Origin of the sequence: Spiroplasma ixodetis, from assembly GCF_040369795.1 — a bacterium.
GTDB classification, from domain to species: Bacteria; Bacillota_I; Bacilli_A; order Mycoplasmatales; family VBWQ01; genus Spiroplasma_E; species Spiroplasma_E ixodetis_B.
Map to the genome: position 1 here is coordinate 755,559 of NZ_AP028955.1, position 16,662 is coordinate 772,220.

The 16,662-nt window shown below is 22.0% G+C and carries 20 protein-coding genes and 1 pseudogene; 15 read left to right on the forward strand and 6 right to left on the reverse strand.

Going from position 1 to position 16,662, the window contains the following annotated elements; translation table 4 throughout:
- Window positions 1-23 precede the first annotated feature (23 nt).
- Window positions 24-590 (forward strand): transposase, encoded by a 567-nt coding sequence (locus tag ABWV63_RS05520; RefSeq protein ID WP_353307190.1) that lies wholly within the window; start codon window positions 24-26, stop codon window positions 588-590.
- 352 nt (window positions 591-942) lie between these two features.
- On the opposite strand, the gene ABWV63_RS05525 is transcribed toward ABWV63_RS05520, so the two are convergent.
- The 3 genes and pseudogenes from ABWV63_RS05525 to ABWV63_RS05535 form a co-directional block, all read right to left on the reverse strand.
- Complete coding sequence (locus tag ABWV63_RS05525; protein WP_353305530.1) at window positions 943-1,350, reverse strand: transposase family protein; 408 nt, start codon at window positions 1,348-1,350, stop codon at window positions 943-945.
- Window positions 1,351-1,373: 23 nt separating this feature from the next.
- Entirely contained in the window at window positions 1,374-1,796 is a 423-nt protein-coding gene (locus tag ABWV63_RS05530) for a transposase family protein (protein ID WP_353305531.1), read from the reverse strand.
- Window positions 1,797-1,999: 203 nt separating this feature from the next.
- Window positions 2,000-4,626, reverse strand: a pseudogene (locus ABWV63_RS05535) (valine--tRNA ligase).
- Between the two features lie 770 nt (window positions 4,627-5,396).
- On the opposite strand from ABWV63_RS05535, the gene ABWV63_RS05540 reads away from it, so the two are divergent.
- Window positions 5,397-6,281, forward strand: coding sequence for an IS630 family transposase (locus tag ABWV63_RS05540; RefSeq protein WP_353305532.1), 885 nt, complete (start codon window positions 5,397-5,399; stop codon window positions 6,279-6,281).
- Window positions 6,282-6,362: 81 nt separating this feature from the next.
- Here the strand turns inward: ABWV63_RS05540 and ABWV63_RS05545 are convergent, their stop codons facing one another.
- Window positions 6,363-6,593 carry a hypothetical protein gene (locus ABWV63_RS05545; protein WP_353305533.1) on the reverse strand — a complete coding sequence of 77 codons (231 nt, stop codon included), beginning with the start codon at window positions 6,591-6,593 and terminating at the stop codon, window positions 6,363-6,365.
- A gap of 188 nt (window positions 6,594-6,781) precedes the next feature.
- Between ABWV63_RS05545 and trpS the strand changes: the two genes are divergently transcribed.
- The 12 genes from trpS to ABWV63_RS05605 all read left to right on the forward strand — a co-directional run bounded on the left by trpS (window position 6,782) and on the right by ABWV63_RS05605 (window position 13,189).
- Window positions 6,782-7,807: a tryptophan--tRNA ligase gene (trpS, locus tag ABWV63_RS05550; RefSeq protein WP_353305534.1), complete on the forward strand. Its 1,026-nt coding sequence runs from the start codon at window positions 6,782-6,784 to the stop codon at window positions 7,805-7,807.
- Between the two features lie 12 nt (window positions 7,808-7,819).
- Entirely contained in the window at window positions 7,820-8,707 is an 888-nt protein-coding gene (locus ABWV63_RS05555; RefSeq protein WP_353305535.1) for an HAD-IIB family hydrolase, read from the forward strand.
- A 350-nt stretch (window positions 8,708-9,057) separates the two neighbouring features.
- The gene (locus ABWV63_RS05560) at window positions 9,058-9,339 is read left to right on the forward strand and encodes a hypothetical protein (RefSeq protein WP_353305536.1); all 282 of its coding nucleotides are present in this window, start codon (window positions 9,058-9,060) and stop codon (window positions 9,337-9,339) included.
- A gap of 340 nt (window positions 9,340-9,679) precedes the next feature.
- A complete protein-coding gene (locus ABWV63_RS05565; RefSeq protein ID WP_353305537.1) occupies window positions 9,680-9,802 on the forward strand; it encodes a hypothetical protein in 123 nt (40 codons plus the stop codon).
- The gene (locus tag ABWV63_RS05570) at window positions 9,792-9,974 is read left to right on the forward strand and encodes a hypothetical protein (RefSeq protein WP_353305538.1); all 183 of its coding nucleotides are present in this window, start codon (window positions 9,792-9,794) and stop codon (window positions 9,972-9,974) included. The genes ABWV63_RS05565 and ABWV63_RS05570 overlap by 11 nt, the downstream gene beginning before the upstream one ends.
- Before the next feature lie 4 nt (window positions 9,975-9,978).
- Entirely contained in the window at window positions 9,979-10,101 is a 123-nt protein-coding gene (locus ABWV63_RS05575; RefSeq protein WP_353305539.1) for a hypothetical protein, read from the forward strand.
- A 2-nt stretch (window positions 10,102-10,103) separates the two neighbouring features.
- Window positions 10,104-10,292: a hypothetical protein gene (locus tag ABWV63_RS05580; protein ID WP_353305540.1), complete on the forward strand. Its 189-nt coding sequence runs from the start codon at window positions 10,104-10,106 to the stop codon at window positions 10,290-10,292.
- Window positions 10,285-11,007, forward strand: a complete 723-nt coding sequence (locus tag ABWV63_RS05585) for an ERF family protein (RefSeq protein WP_353305541.1) — start codon at window positions 10,285-10,287, stop codon at window positions 11,005-11,007. Before ABWV63_RS05580 ends, ABWV63_RS05585 begins: the two co-directional genes overlap by 8 nt.
- A 249-nt stretch (window positions 11,008-11,256) precedes the next feature.
- A complete protein-coding gene (locus tag ABWV63_RS05590; protein WP_353305542.1) occupies window positions 11,257-11,520 on the forward strand; it encodes a hypothetical protein in 264 nt (87 codons plus the stop codon).
- The gene (locus ABWV63_RS05595; protein WP_353305543.1) at window positions 11,463-11,609 is read left to right on the forward strand and encodes a hypothetical protein; all 147 of its coding nucleotides are present in this window, start codon (window positions 11,463-11,465) and stop codon (window positions 11,607-11,609) included. The genes ABWV63_RS05590 and ABWV63_RS05595 overlap by 58 nt, the downstream gene beginning before the upstream one ends.
- Before the next feature lie 92 nt (window positions 11,610-11,701).
- The gene (locus ABWV63_RS05600) at window positions 11,702-12,109 is read left to right on the forward strand and encodes a transposase family protein (RefSeq protein ID WP_353305544.1); all 408 of its coding nucleotides are present in this window, start codon (window positions 11,702-11,704) and stop codon (window positions 12,107-12,109) included.
- A 702-nt stretch (window positions 12,110-12,811) separates the two neighbouring features.
- Window positions 12,812-13,189, forward strand: coding sequence for a transposase (locus ABWV63_RS05605; protein ID WP_353305545.1), 378 nt, complete (start codon window positions 12,812-12,814; stop codon window positions 13,187-13,189).
- 183 nt (window positions 13,190-13,372) lie between these two features.
- On the opposite strand, the gene ABWV63_RS05610 is transcribed toward ABWV63_RS05605, so the two are convergent.
- A complete protein-coding gene (locus ABWV63_RS05610; protein WP_353305546.1) occupies window positions 13,373-14,224 on the reverse strand; it encodes a transposase family protein in 852 nt (283 codons plus the stop codon).
- A gap of 62 nt (window positions 14,225-14,286) precedes the next feature.
- On the opposite strand from ABWV63_RS05610, the gene ABWV63_RS05615 reads away from it, so the two are divergent.
- Complete coding sequence (locus tag ABWV63_RS05615) at window positions 14,287-15,204, forward strand: IS256 family transposase (protein ID WP_353305547.1); 918 nt, start codon at window positions 14,287-14,289, stop codon at window positions 15,202-15,204.
- 53 nt (window positions 15,205-15,257) lie between these two features.
- Here the strand turns inward: ABWV63_RS05615 and ABWV63_RS05620 are convergent, their stop codons facing one another.
- Window positions 15,258-16,562 carry a peptidase M17 gene (locus ABWV63_RS05620; protein WP_353305548.1) on the reverse strand — a complete coding sequence of 435 codons (1,305 nt, stop codon included), beginning with the start codon at window positions 16,560-16,562 and terminating at the stop codon, window positions 15,258-15,260.
- Window positions 16,563-16,662 lie beyond the last annotated feature (100 nt).

The following is a 16,662-nucleotide window of genomic DNA, read 5'->3' on the forward strand; positions in this document are numbered from 1 at the left end:
AAAATGAAGGTTCTAAGTTTTGATTATCTAATTTCACAGAAATGAAAAATCGAGGCTTAAATGATATTGCTTGTAGTGACAATTTAACAGGAATGTCAGAAGCAATACAATCAGTTTATCCTAAAACCGAACATCAATTATGCATAGTTCATCAAATTAGAAATAGTTTAAAATATGTTTCATACAAACATAGAAAATCACTAGTTACAGATTTAAAACCAATTTATAGTGCATGTAGCGAAGAACAAGCAATGCAAGCTTTAGAATCTTTTGAAAGTAAATGAAATAAACAATATCCTCAAATTGCTAAATCATGATATAAAAATTGAGATAATTTAATGGTTTTTATTAGTTATCCTGCAGAAATCAAAAGAGTGATTTATACAACAAATGCTATTGAATCTGTTAATAGTCAATTACGAAAAGTTATTATAAATAAAAAAGTTTTTCCAAATGATATGGCAGTTTTTAAAATATTTTACTTAGCAATTGAAAATATAACAAAAAAATGAACAATGCCCATTCAAAATTGAAATACAGCAATTGCTCATTTTATGATAAAATTTGAAGATAGAATTAATCTAAACTAGTAAATTTGTAAAAAGATACACAGATTTTTAAAAAGCCTCATTCTAATTTTTGAAATAATTTTATTGTAGATTTTTTCTTGTTTAGTTAATTTTTTATTTTTAGTTTTTTTAATTGGTAATATAGTATTTTTATAAATATTTTGTATTCATTAGACATATTCCGTAAATAAATTTAATCAATTGTCAATAATAATATTTATAAATTTTTTAGTGTTAATAATTATAGAAGTTAATATTTTTAAAAAAATACTTTAAAAATAAATTTATATTTCAAACACAAAAATTGTTAATATTATTTTTATATTAACTTGATAAAAATTTAAATTTTTAAAAAAATATTAAAAATATTTTTTTATTTTAATGGTTTTGTTTTATTAAAAATTTCACAAAGTAAGTTAAATCTTAAGTACATAAGTCTAAATATACTTTTTCTACATTTATTTATTAAAATTTTGAATCTTTTTAATCAAGCAAAAACATGTTCAACTTTAATTTTAATTTTTGAAATAATTTTATTGTAGATTTTTTCTTGTTTAGTTAATTTTTTATTTTTAGTTTTTTTAATTGGTAATATAGTATTTTTATAAATATTTTGTATTCCTTGATATCCCAAATCACCAATAATTATTGTTTTTTCTGAAAATTCAAGATTTGAATTTTTTAATATTTGAAAATCATGTACTTTTCCATTATCAGCAAAAATATCAACAATTTTTTTATTAAAAAAGTCATATATAATTTGAAATTTTATAGAAAACATTCAACTTTTACCAGAAAAATATTCTAACTGTAGTTTTTTTTAGTTGGTCTTTCAATTTCAATTTTAGTTGAATCAATTAAATAAAATTGAAATTCATTTAAATCTTCTTGTTTTTTCTCAATTTTTGATTTATATTTTGTTTTTAAAAACTGATAATCTTTGTCATCACTAAGTTTATTTTCTACTCAAGTAATATTTCGAAAACGACTTGATGCACTCATTTTATATTTAATACTCATTTGGAAAAAAGTATAATATTCTTTTCGGTATACTAAAGTCATCATCAATCTTTCTTCAACTGAAAGTTTATATTTTCTACCTTTAGTTTTTTTTAAATTTTCTATTTCAATTAATTTTGTTAACATTTCATCAAAATGAAAACGTTTTATACCAAAATATCTATAAAATTGTTCATTTTTTAATTTTTTTAAATTTTCAAAATTCATTTTTATCAACGCCTTATTAATTTATTAATAAAGAAATTATAAAATAAATTTTAAATTATTAATTGACTTTTAAAAAATTTATTTACAGAATATGTCTATTGAGCATTGAAATGGTAAAGAATTTATTGATTTTTCAGTAGGTATTGATGATATTAAATTGGAAAATAATGAAATTTTTCAACTTGAATTAAAATAAAAGTTTTTTATAATTCTTTAATCTTGGCATTGATTAATTTTTTTTGATTTTGATACTTTTCTAATTTCTGCTTTTCTATTTCAACTTTTGTTGGTGGTGCCTTTGCTAAAAATTGTTGGTTATTTAAAATATCTTTACTACGTTTTATTTCATTTTCAATACAAACTAATTCCCCTTTTAATTTCGCTAATTGTTCTTCTTTATTAAATAAATTTGAAACATTAATTTCTATTACTGCTGAATTAATAATTTTAATTATTTTATTATTAACAGACAACGGACTATCACTAATAGTAACAATTTGACTATTAGTTAATTGTAATAAATAAGGATTTAAAGTATTTTTTTCTACTTCAAAAAAATAATTAGTCGTATTGATATGAATAGTTAACGGTAATTTTAAAGATAAATTAAGTTCTTTACGAATTTCTCGAATATTACCAATAATTTCAATTAATATTTCAACAAATTGTGTTACATCTTTTTTTTTTCCATAACTTTAACTTTAGGAAACTTATTTGTTAAAATGCTATTTTTATACCCCATTTCTTCATAAATTGCTTCTGTAATAAAGGGAATAAAGGGATGAACCATAATAATAATTTGCTGTAAAACATAATATAATGTTTGTAATGAGTTACTTTGTTGCTCTTGATTTTGTAAATTAACTTTATTTAATTCAATATATCAAGAACAATATTTATTTCATATAAAATTTGATAGTGCTTTAACTACTAAAACAAATTCATATTTTTCCATATATCGCTCTACATAAATAATCAATTGATTAAGTTCTTGCAAAATTCATTGATCAATAAATGATAACGAATTATTATAGACAATATTTTGATCCAATTGAAACTTATCATCAATATTCATTAGTACATAACGTGCAGCGTTTCATAACTTATTATTGAAATTTCAAGCTGACTCAACTTTAGTAATACTAAATCTTAAATCTTGACCGGGAGCACAATTGCTAACTAAAAAGTAACGTAAAGCATCCGCACCATACTTTTTAATAACTTCCATTGGAACAATTCCATTATTTAATGATTTTGACATTTTTCTACCTTGTTCATCACGAATTAAACCATGAATTAAAACATTAGTAAATGGTTTTTGATTAGTAAATTTTCAACCCATAAACATCATTCGTGCAACTCAAAAAAATAAAATATCATAAGCAGTAACTAATACTGATATTGGATAATATTTTTGCAAATCAACATTATTTTGTGGTCAACCCAAGGTTACAAAAGGTCATAAACCGCTAGAAAATCATGTATCTAATACGTCTGATTCTTGAATATAATCGTTAATTGGTGATGGCGGGTTAGTATCAACATAAATTTTCTTAGTTTTTTTATGATATCAAACCGGAAGCGAATGACCCCATCACAATTGACGGGAAATACATCAATCTTGAATATTATTTAATCACTGCAAAAGTTGTTGTTCAAATAATATTGGATGAAAATCAATCTTTGTTTTCTTATTTTTTTGTTTATCAATAATCATTTCAACTAATGGTTTCATTTTTATGAATCATTGTTGTGATAAATATGGTTCAATAATAGCGTTACTTCTTTCTGAATAACCGACTTGATGAAGATGGTCTTCAACCTTTACAACTAAATTTTCTTTTCTTAATTGTTCAACTAATTGTTTACAACATACCATTCGATCTTGATTGATATATGATTGTGCTAATTCATTCATAGTTCCATCAACATTCATACAAATAGGCATTGCTAAATTGTGACGTAATGCAATTTCATAGTCATTAGCATCATGAGCCGGTGTACATTTCATAGCACCCGTTCCAAAATTCATATCAACATAATCATCAGCAATAACTTTAATTAACATTTTATTAGCCGGATTAATAACCATTTTACCAATAAATTGTAAATAACGTTTATCTTTACTATTTACAACTATACACTGATCAGCAAACATTGTTTCTGGTCTGGTAGTAGCAATAGTAATAAATTCACTACTATTTTCTATAAAATATTTTAAATAATACATTTTTCCTTTTGTTTCATGATAATTCACTTCAATATTAGAAATAGCGGTTTTTAATTCTGGATCTCAATTTACTATCTTTTTTCCTCGATAAACTAAACCTTCTTTATATAACTTTACAAATACTTCATTAACTGCTTGCTTAACATTTTCATCTAAAGTAAATACTTCATGCGAATAATCTAATGCTAAGCCAAGTTTTGCTCACTGTTTTCTTATGTTTTGTTCATATTCTGTTTTTCATTTTCATGCTTGTTGTAAAAATTTATCTTTACCTAATTCTTGCAAATTAAGTTTTTGTTCTTCTTTAATACGTTGTGCAACTTTAACCTGAGTGGCAATGCCAGCATGATCCATACCGGGTATAAATAAAGTATTAAATCCTTGTAAACGTTTATAACGAATTAATAAATCTTGGATAGTACTATCTCAAGCATGACCTAAATGTAAAAGTCCGGTTACATTGGGTGGTGGTAAGATAATAGAAAATGTAGGATTAATAGAGCTAAAATTTGCCTTAAATAATCCAGATTTTACTCATTGTTGATAACGATCTTTTTCAATTTCAATATGATTATATTTTTTGTTTAAATTTCTATTCATTTGTTATACTCCTTTTTAAAATAAAAAAACATTCCACAAATAGGAACGTTTCTTAACGCGGTACCATCCTAATTCATTTACAAAGTAAATGCACTTAATTATTATTTAAATTACTAATAATATAAGCTACCTTCAAATTAAACTTGCTTAGTTTACAGCAACCACTAAGTCTCTAAATTACCATTTAATTTTACTTTTTTATATTTTAAATTAATTATGTATTTTATTTTACATTGTTAATTTTAAAAAACAAGACATTTGAGAAAAGAAAAAATCTATATATTAAAATTATCTTTTTTAAGAACAGAAGTTGATGTTTTCATAGACTGCATGCAGTCTAATTTATTTTTTATATTTTGATCAAAATCACACAATAAAGGAGTATCATCTTTTTTTGATATGTTTGTTTTTCTAATAATTTTATTTTTCTTTGTTCTGGTGTTAAGTTATTTCATCATTTTTTTGCCTCATTTTTAACAACCTCTACTTGTTTGGGGGTTAAAGTATTTCATCATTAGACATATTCCGTAAATAAATTTAATCAATTGTCAATAATAATATTTATAAATTTTTTAGTGTTAATAATTAATCATGTACTTTTCCATTATCAGCAAAAATATCAACAATTTTTTTATTAAAAAAGTCATATATATCTAACTAAAGTAATGTTTACTCATAAATAATGTAAAATAATAATATGTAATTTAAACAGTTTTTGAATTTAAAAGTACAATTCAGTAATATTTAAAATAGATTAGGAAGATTAAATTATGCCAAAACCATACAGTGAAGACTTACGAAAAAAAATAATAGAAGCCTATGAAAGTAAAAACATGAAAATTAAAGAAATTTGTAAAGTGTTCAATATTACTAGAAAGACTTTATTCTTATGAAGAAAAAGAAAAAAAGAAACTGGGCATATAAAACCAATTTTGAATTATCAAAAAGGACATAGCCACAAAATAAAGGATTTAGATGAATTAAAAAATTATTTAGCGCAAAATAAAGATGTTACAGTTCAAAAAGTAATTGAAAAATTTGGTGATATGACTAAAGAAACAGTTTATAACTATTTGAAAAAACTAAATTATACATATAAAAAAACTTTTCTATATGAACAAAGAGATAAAAATAAACAAGAAGATTTTTTAAAAGAAATAGCTAAAATAATGAATGAAGATTTAGTATATATTGATGAATCTGGAATTGATGATAATGAATTTTATAAATATGGTTGATCTGAAAAAGGTAAAAGATTATTTGATAATAAACCCGCATATAAAATAAAAAGAATGAGTATAATCGGCTCACTAAATAAAGGTAAATTAAAAGCCCTATGAGCATTTGAAGGACATTGCAACAGTAAAATTTTTGAATCATATGTAAAAAATATACTAATTCCAGTATTAAACCGTGGACAAATTATAGTTTTAGATAATGCAACGTTTCATAAATCTAAATTAACACAACAATTAATTGAAAATGCTGGATGCAAACTATTATTTCTTCCACCATATTCTCTTAATTTAAATCCAATTGAACATTTTTGATTTGCTATAAAACATAATATAAGAAAAATATTACCAAATTATTGACCAAATATTAAAAAAGCTATTGATTTTTTTCAAGATATGAGTAAACATTACTTTATTTAGCTATACATATATTCATTAACTACTTTTAATTTATCAGTCATATGATTAACATATTGTTCAATAAATGTTTTTTTATCTTCACTATCTTTGATATTTCTTAATTGACTTTCAGCTTTCTTCAATATATCTTTTAGTTGTTTTCTTTCAGATTCAAAACTTGCTTTGATTTTCAACAATATTTTGTTTCTTGATTTCTAATTCCTCAAGTTTTAAACTAAGAGTTTGAAGATATTCTTTCACATTGTTTCGATCTTTTATTTTCTTTAAATATTTTTGTAAATAATCATTATATTTTTCTTCTCCAAATAACATAAAAAACTCCTTTATAAAATAAAAAAATCATTACTCTTAAAAAATAAAACAATAGGTCAAAAACTATTTTTAATTTATGTTTTTATTATATTAAAATCAAACAAATTTTAATATAATTAATTGAATTATTTAACTTTATCATTGATAATTAATTATATTAAAAAATTAATTTGGAGGAAGCAAAATATATGGCTCGTATTATATCCGGAATAACTAGCACTGGAAAATTAACTCTTGGTAACTACTTGGGAGCAATTAATATTTTTTTAAAATTGCAAGAAGAACATGAACTCTTAATATTTGTTGCAAATTTACATGGATTAACACTACCAATAAAAGCACAAGAATTAAGAGATAATATTAAAGATATTGCTGCTTGATATTTTGCTGCTGGTATTATACCAAATAAATCTCATATTTTTATTCAATCTGATGTTTTAGCCCATAGTCAATTAGGATATATATTATTATGTAATAGTTATGTCGGTGAATTAGAACGAATGACACAATTTAAAGATAAAAGTCAAAAAATGACAAATCAACAAAATAAAACGATTAGTATTCGAACAGGTATTCTTACATATCCAGCATTAATGGCTGCTGATATTTTACTATATGACGCTGATTTTGTGCCAGTTGGTGTGGATCAAACTCAACATTTAGAATTGACAAAAACTTTAGCAACAAGAATGAATAACAATTATAAAACTGATTTATTCAAAATTCCTAAAATCATTATTGATAAACAAGCACAGAAAATTATGAGTTTACAAGAACCTGAAAAAAAAATGTCAAAATCTGATACTAATCTAAGAAATACTATTTTTTTAAGCGATAGCAAACAAGAAGTTACCAATAAAATTAAAAAAGCAGTTACTGATTCAGAAAATATTATTAAATTTAATCCAGAACATAAGCCTGGAGTTAGTAATTTATTAACTATTTATGCTAGCATTACTAAAAAAGATATCAAAACTTGTGAACAATACTTCAGCAATCACAATTATGGTTTTTTAAAAGAAGAAGTAATTAAAGTAATAAATGATTTATTAGAACCAATGCAAAAAAAACACCAAGAATTTATTAATGAAAAATCATCACAATTAGCAAAATATTTAGAAGAAGGTGCAAATTTTGCTAATAATATTGCTACTAAAAAATTAAACTTTGTTCAAGACACAATGGGTATTAATTTTATCGAGAAAGAAAGATAGGAGGAAGAGACAATGTCTTTATACAATAAAAAACAAAAACATTTAATCCTAGTTGATTTAGATGGTACTCTACTAAAAAGTGGCGGTCGAGAAATTCATATTAATACTAAAAAAGCACTAATTGATGCTCAAAAAGAAGGTCATATTGTTTCTATTGTCACTGGTCGACCTTATCGTGGATCAATTAAATTTTATCGTGAATTAGGTCTTAATACATTACTATGCAATTTTAATGGTGGCCATATTCATGATCCAAAAATCAAAAAATTCAAACGATTAGTTTTTCCAATTTCTGAAACAATTGTTAAACATATTTTAAATGAAGACTATATTTTTCAACAAATTGAAAACGCGGTTATTGAATATTACAACAAAGCAGTATGTTGAAAAAAAGATGATTTCTTTGAAACTTATTTTCATTTAGATACTATTGAAAATGATACTTTTACAATTAGTAAATTAATTCGTGATTGAAAAGGGAACGCTAATGTCATTTTAATTGAATTTAAAGAAAATACCAATCTTGATCAAGTATATCGTGACTTAGAAAAATATTCAAAATCAATTAAGGTAAATACTTGAAATCGCTATGATAATAATAAACTAATCTTTGAAATTTCAAGTAAATTTATTGATAAAGGAATGACAGCTCGCATTTTGGCTCAATATTATAATGTTGATATTAGAGATGTTATTGCTTATGGTGATGAAATTAATGATAAAGAAATGTTGATGGAAGTTGGCTATGGTGTAGCAATGAAAAATGGTAATATTGTTATTAAAAGTATTGCCGATGATATTACTACTAAAACTAATGATGAGGGTGGAGTTGGTGATCATTTATCAAAATTATTAAATCTTTATGAAGAAAGTGAAATTTATATGGGCGTATCAAGTTAATGGTTAGATTTAATAAGAACTTAAATGAGAGATAACACTCTCATTTTTTAATTGTTAAACAATTATAATTAATTATTTTATTAAACCAGCACTTTATTAAAGTAATTAATTATTACATAACTAAATAAAAAAATTATTTAGACTATTGTACTGGAATATTCCAATAGTAATTTTTGTATTGCTATTTTACAATTTGATATTTTTTTGGTTCCCTTCCCCTAGAACCCCTACCCTCCAAGGCTTTGCTACTTACAGTAGCATAAGCCTTGCGTATAGTAGATAAGTAGTTAGTAGTATATAAGCCTTATCACCTACAGTGATAAAAGGCTTATACATAGAAAGGATACGTAATGATTAATGTTAATTTAGATATTAAAAATAAAATTAAAGAAACAACTAAAGGTATGTTATTAGAAATTGGTGAATATGAAACATGATTTCCTATTAAAGATACTATTATTGATGAAAAAAATAAAAAAATAGCATTAAAAATAATTGAAGATTTTTATTATAAATTAGGTAAAAAATCAATTACAAAAGATATTGAAAGTGTTAAAGGTAGTGATATTTTAAAATATATTAAAAATATTCCAAATATTACTAGAAATGAAAATGAATTAATATCTTGTTAATTTTATGAACAATATAATGGTTATTATATTTTTAAAAATGATAAAAATCAAGAATGTTTTAAATATAACATTACATGAGAACAAGGCATGAAAAGTTTTAAAATAAATAATCCATATAACGATAATGATTTAGCAATTAATTATATTGTTACACCAATGAAAAATATAAATACTCATAATGAAAAAATATTTTATTTAAAGTATTAAAGGAAATTAATATGTTATTAAATGTTGAAAAAATAGAATTAATAAAAAATTTATGTAATGAAAAATTACTTAAAAATCAAAAATATATTTAAATAGATGAAATATTAAAAATTATAGAAAGGGATTAATAATTATGGAATGTAGAGAATATAGAATTAAAGGTTCATGTGATATTTGTCATAAAAATTCATCATATGGAAATAGAACTTGTAATAAATGTTTTTATAAATTAATGAGTGATAATGATGAAATTTAATATACATAATGAAAAATATATATGAATTAGTGAAATTGATAATAATTATTATTGTAATAAATGTATTAATGACATGATTGAAGAAGATATGTATTTAACATCAAATAATTGAGATTCTTTATATGAATATTATATTAATGAATTACAATTAGAAAATTTTAAAGGAGTTTAATAATATGCAAAATAAAGATTTTCAAGATATCAAAAATGATTTACAAATATTTTTTAAAGATATAGAAAATGGTAAATATGGTCAAAGAATTAAAGAATTATTTTTGAAAGAAGAAAGTAGTGAATAAATATGACAGCAGCACCTAAAAAGAAACCAGAAGATTTAATGATTAAACAAATTATTATTCATTTAAGATTTACTGAAAAAGATTATGAAAAATTAAAAGAAATTTGTGAAGAAAAAAATATGAAAATTAATGGTTTTATAAGAATTTTAATTAAAAAAGCAATAAATAGAAAGAGTGATTATAATGAATAATTTATATAAAAAAATACTTAAATTACAGTTAGAAATTGGTAGTACACCTAAAAATGGTTTTAATAAATTTGGAAATTATAAATATTGATTATTAAGTGATATGTTTAATAAATTTAAATTATTATGTAAAAAATTAAATATTGTTATTACACATGAAGATATATTAACAACAGATAGAAAAATTAATTATTTAGATACTAAAGAAGTAGAAATAACTTATTTTAAAAGATATACAATTATTGATTTAGATAATGATAAAGAATTAAAATATTTTGATATACTTGCTTGCGCTAAAAATACAGATATAGCAAAAGCGAAAGATAGTGCAGAAACTTATGCTTATAGATATTTCTTAATTAATTTACTTTTATTAAGCGAAGATGAACTTGACCCAGATAATGATAGTGTTAATTTAATTCAAAATAATAAACCGCAAAATAATTACGTTAATAATATAAAAAAATCTAATGAAAAATGAGAACCAAGTGAAAAACAATTAGATTATTTTGAAAAATATATGATTACAAATACAGTTTTATTTGATGAATGTATAAGAGAAGATATGGAAAAATTAAATCCAAGTAATAATAAAGATTTTTTAATATTAATGAGTGAAAATTATTTAAAAGTATTATTTGATAAATTTAAAGAAATTCGTGAAAGATTTAAAAATTTAAAAAATAATAATAAAAATGAGTATAGAAATTATGAATAATTATTTACTTTCAATTGACCCAAGTATAAAAAATACTGGATTTAATTTATGAAAACCTTGTTGTAAACATAATAAATCTTGAAATGAAGAATGTATTTTTTTAATTGATAAAGAATGTGAAATAACTTCTGCTATTCCAGTTTTAATTCTTAAGACATATTCCGTAAATAAATTTTTTAAAAGTCAATTAATAATTTAAAATTTATTTTATAATTTCTTTATTAATAAATTAATAAGGTGTTGATAAAAATGAATTTTGAAAATTTAAAAAAATTAAAAAATGAACAATTTTATAGATATTTTGGTATAAAACGTTTTCATTTTGATGAAATGTTAACAAAATTAATTGAAATAGAAAATTTAAAAAAAACTAAAGGTAGAAAATATAAACTTTCAGTTGAAGAAAGATTGATGATGACTTTAGTATACTGAAAAGAATATTATACTTTTTCCAAATGAGTATTAAATATAAAATGAGTGCATCAAGTTGTTTTCGAAATATTACTTGAGTAGAAAATAAACTTAGTGATGACAAAGATTATCAGTTTTTAAAAACAAAATATAAATCAAAAATTGAGAAAAAACAAGAAGATTTAAATTAATTTCAATTTTATTTAATTGATTCAACTGAAATTGAAATTGAAAGACCAACTAAAAAAAACTACAGTTAGAATATTTTTCTGGTAAAAGTTGAATGTTTTCTATAAAATTTAAAATTATATATGACTTTTTTAATAAAAAAATTGTTGATATTTTTGCTGATAATGGAAAAGTACATGATTTTCAAATATTAAAAAATTCAAATCTTGAATTTTCAGAAAAAACAATAATTATTGGTGATTTGGGATATCAAGGAATACAAAATATTTATAAAAATACTATATTACCAATTAAAAAAACTAAAAATAAAAAATTAACTAAACAAGAAAAAATCTACAATAAAATTATTTCAAAAATTAGAATTAAAGTTGAACATGTTTTTGCTTGATTAAAAAGATTCAAAATTTTAATAAATAAATGTAGAAAAAGTATATTTAGAATTATGTACTTAAGATTTAACTTACTTTGTGAAATTTTTAATAAAACAAAACCATTAAAATAAAAAAATATTTTTAATATTTTTTTAAAAATTTAAATTTTTATCAAGTTAATATAAAAATAATATTAACAATTTTTGTGTTTGAAATATAAATTTATTTTTAAAGTATTTTTTTAAAAATATTAACTTCTATAATTATTAACACTAAAAAATTTATAAATATTATTATTGACAATTGATTAAATTTATTTATGGAATATGTCTTTAGTTATGATTTTAATAAATATGAACATTATGATTTTATAGAAAAAATTATTGAACAATTATCTATAAAAGCAAGTGAAGAAGATGCTCATTATAAATGGTCTAAATATATAGCTAACTAAAGTAATGTTTACTTAAAAAATTAAATTTTCCAATTAAATTCAAATATTACTGAAGAAAATTTAGAAAAATTAGTCAAAAATTATTATGAAAAATTTAATAAAAATATTAAAATCTTAGAAAAAATAAATATTAAATTAAATGATACTATTGATACAAGTAATCGATTAAATATTAATAAAATTAATAATTCTCAACTACCACCATTATTAAAAAGACTACCAAAAATAGAATCAAATATTTTTTCAATACCAATTAACTAAAAATATTTTCAAATAACTTTTTTTGGTAATGTTTAGTAATCTGTGTAACTTACAAAAATAACTATGTTTAATTAATTCTAGTAAATAAAATTAAATAACTAAAAAGAGTGAGTTACGTATGTCTAAAAAACAAAATATTAATAATAATGATCCAATATCAAAAGCAGTAGATTTATTATTAGAAAATACTGAAGATTTAACAACAGTTTTTAAAGAGGGAGGTTTATATAAAGAATTAACAAAAAGATTAGTTGAAAAAATGTTGAATTCTGAAATGCAAAATTATTTAGGATATGAAAAAAATCAACATAATAATAGTGAAAATGCTCGTAATGGTATAAGTTCAAAAAAATTAATAACCCAACAAGGTAAAATTGAGATTAATGTACCACGAGATCGTAATAGTAATTTTGAGCCAGTAATAGTTGCAAAAAGACAAAGAAGATTTGATGGTTTTGATCAACAAGTTCTTTCATTAGACATATTCCGTAAATAAATTTAATCAATTGTCAATAATAATATTTATAAATTTTTTAGTGTTAATAATTATAGAAGTTAATATTTTTAAAAAAAATACTTTAAAAATAAATTTATATTTCAAACACAAAAATTGTTAATATTATTTTTATATTAACTTGATAAAAATTTAAATTTTTAAAAAAATATTTTTAATATTTTTTTATTTTAATGGTTTTGTTTTATTAAAAATTTCACAAAGTAAGTTAAATCTTAAGTACATAAGTCTAAATATACTTTTTCTACATTTATTTATTAAAATTTTGAATCTTTTTAATCAAGCAAAAACATGTTCAACTTTAATTCTAATTTTTGAAATAATTTTATTGTAGATTTTTTCTTGTTTAGTTAATTTTTTATTTTTAGTTTTTTTAATTGGTAATATAGTATTTTTATAAATATTTTGTATTCCTTGATATCCCAAATCACCAATAATTATTGTTTTTTCTGAAAATTCAAGATTTGAATTTTTTAATATTTGAAAATCATGTACTTTTCCATTATCAGCAAAAATATCAACAATTTTTTTATTAAAAAAGTCATATATAATTTGAAATTTTATAGAAAACATTCAACTTTTACCAGAAAAATATTCTAACTGTATTTTTTTAGTTGGTCTTTCAATTTCAATTTCAGTTGAATCAATTAAATAAAATTGAAATTCATTTAAATCTTCTTGTTTTTTCTCAATTTTTGATTTATATTTTGTTTTTAAAAACTGATAATCTTTGTCATCACTAAGTTTATTTTCTACTCAAGTAATATTTCGAAAACAACTTGATGCACTCATTTTATATTTAATACTAATTTGGAAAAAAGTATAATATTCTTTTCAGTATACTAAAGTCATCATCAATCTTTCTTCAACTGAAAGTTTATATTTTCTACCTTTAGTTTTTTTTAAATTTTCTATTTCAATTAATTTTGTTAACATTTCATCAAAATGAAAACGTTTTATACCAAAATATCTATAAAATTGTTCATTTTTTAATTTTTTTAAATTTTCAAAATTCATTTTTATCAACACCTTATTAATTTATTAATAAAGAAATTATAAAATAAATTTTAAATTATTAATTGAATTTTAAAAAATTTATTTACGGAATATGTCTATTATATGTCAAAGGCATGACTTTATCAGATATTAGAATGCAGTTACAAGAGTTATATCATGGTGCTGATATTAGCGAAAGTGTTATTAGTCAAATTACTGATGATGTTATTGATGATGTTAAAGCATGACAAAATCGGCCATTAGAAATTATTTATCCGATTGTTTATTTTGATTGTATAGTAGTTAAAGTACGACAAGATAAACGCATTATTAACAAATCAGTTTATATAGCGATAGGAGTTGATTTAGAAGGTAAAAAAGATATTTTAGGTTTATGAATTAGTGAAAATGAAGGTTCTAATTTTTGATTATCTAATTTCACAGAAATGAAAAATCGAGGCTTAAATGATATTCTTATTGCTTGTAGTGACAATTTAACAGGAATGTCAGAAGCAATACAATGAGTTTATCCTAAAACCGAACATCAATTATGCATAGTTCATCAAATTAGAAATAGTTTAAAATATGTTTCATACAAACATAGAAAATCACTAGTTACAGATTTAAAACCAATTTATAGTGCATGTAGTGAAGAACCAGCGATGCAAGCTTTAGAATCTTTTGAAAGTAAATGAAATAAACAATATCCTCAAATTGCTAAATCATGATATAAAAATTGAGATAATTTAATGGTTTTTATTAGTTATCATGCAGAAATCAAAAGAGTTATTTATACAACAAATGCTATTGAATCTGTTAATAGTCAATTATGAAAAGTTATTAGAAATAAAAAAGTTTTTCCAAATGATATGGCAGTTTTTAAAATATTTTACTTAGCAATTGAAAATATAACAAAAAAATGAACACTGCCCATTCAAAATTGAAATACAGCAATTGCTCATTTTATGATAAAATTTGAAGATAGAATTAATCTAAACTAGTAACTTTGTAAAAAGATACACAGATTTTTAAAAATCCTCACTTTTTTATAACTTTATTTACTTGTACTATAATTTTTCATATATTGAACTAATGTTTTAATTAATACACCCATACCACGATCATTTTTATAAGCAGTTCCCGCAATATCTAAATGTAAAAATGGTTTATCTTCACTAAATTCTTTTAAAAATGCAGCAGCATTTGATGAACAACCATATGGATCTTTAGAAATATTACTTAAATCAGCTATTTTAGATGAACGCATATTTAAAATATTTTGTTGATGAATTGGCATTCTTCAAATTTCTTCATTAGTTTGTTGTGATGATAATTCAAAATCATTAAATAATTTATCATCAGTAGCAAAAGCACCAGTCATATAGCTACCTAATGCCACTAGCATTGCACCAGTTAAAGTTGATAATTCAATAATACGATTTGCTTTTTCTTTACGTAAAGCATATGTCATACCATCTGCTAATACCAGCCTTCCTTCTGCATCGGTATTATTAATTTCTACAGTTTTACCATTCATTGAAGTAAAGACTGTTTCTACTAAAGTAGCATGACCACCAATCTTATTTTCTGTTAAACAAGCAACAGCAACAAAGTTTATTTTTAATTGTAATTTAGCAGCAGCAATGGCAGCATTACATACACTAGCTGCACCCGACATATCAAATTTCATACCTTTCATTGCTGAAGAAGGTTTTAGTGAATAACCACCACTATCAAAAGTAATTCCTTTACCAACTAATCCTAAAATATCATCGGCATGCTGTGGATCACCTTTATATTCTAAAACAACAACACGAGCATCAAAATTACTTCCAGCATTAACTGCTAATAATAAATTCATATTTAGTTCTGTTATTTCTTTTTGCCCTAAAACCTTTACTGATAAATTTTTAATACCTTTTGCTGCATCTTGAATTTTTTTTGCAAAAACTTCGGGATATAATAAATTAGGTGGCATATCTTGCAAATTACGTGCTAAATTAATACTTTCTCCTTGAATTTCGATCTGTTGTTGTGAAGTATAGTTAGGGAATTTTGCTGTTGAAACAACATTATATTTAACTTTTTTTTCTTCATTTTTTTTACTTTTTAAAGTATATTCTTTAAAAGTATCGAATCATAATGCTTCATATATAGTTTGTAAAAGTATACTTTCATCTAAATTACTCGTAACAAAAGATTTGACATCAATATCCAAATCTTGACTATTATTACTACTAAAATTTACAAAAAAATTATAAACATCATTACGAGTTAAGCTCTTACTATCACCTAAATATAGGTAATAAGTTTTATCTTCAGAAATTAATGTTAATTTATTTTTTTCTTTAGCAATCAATTCATGAGGAACTTTATCAGCGAATACCGCTGTTAATTTTAATCCAAGTTTACTACTAACATTAAGTAGAATATTTTTATCCATATTTTCACTCCTAAAT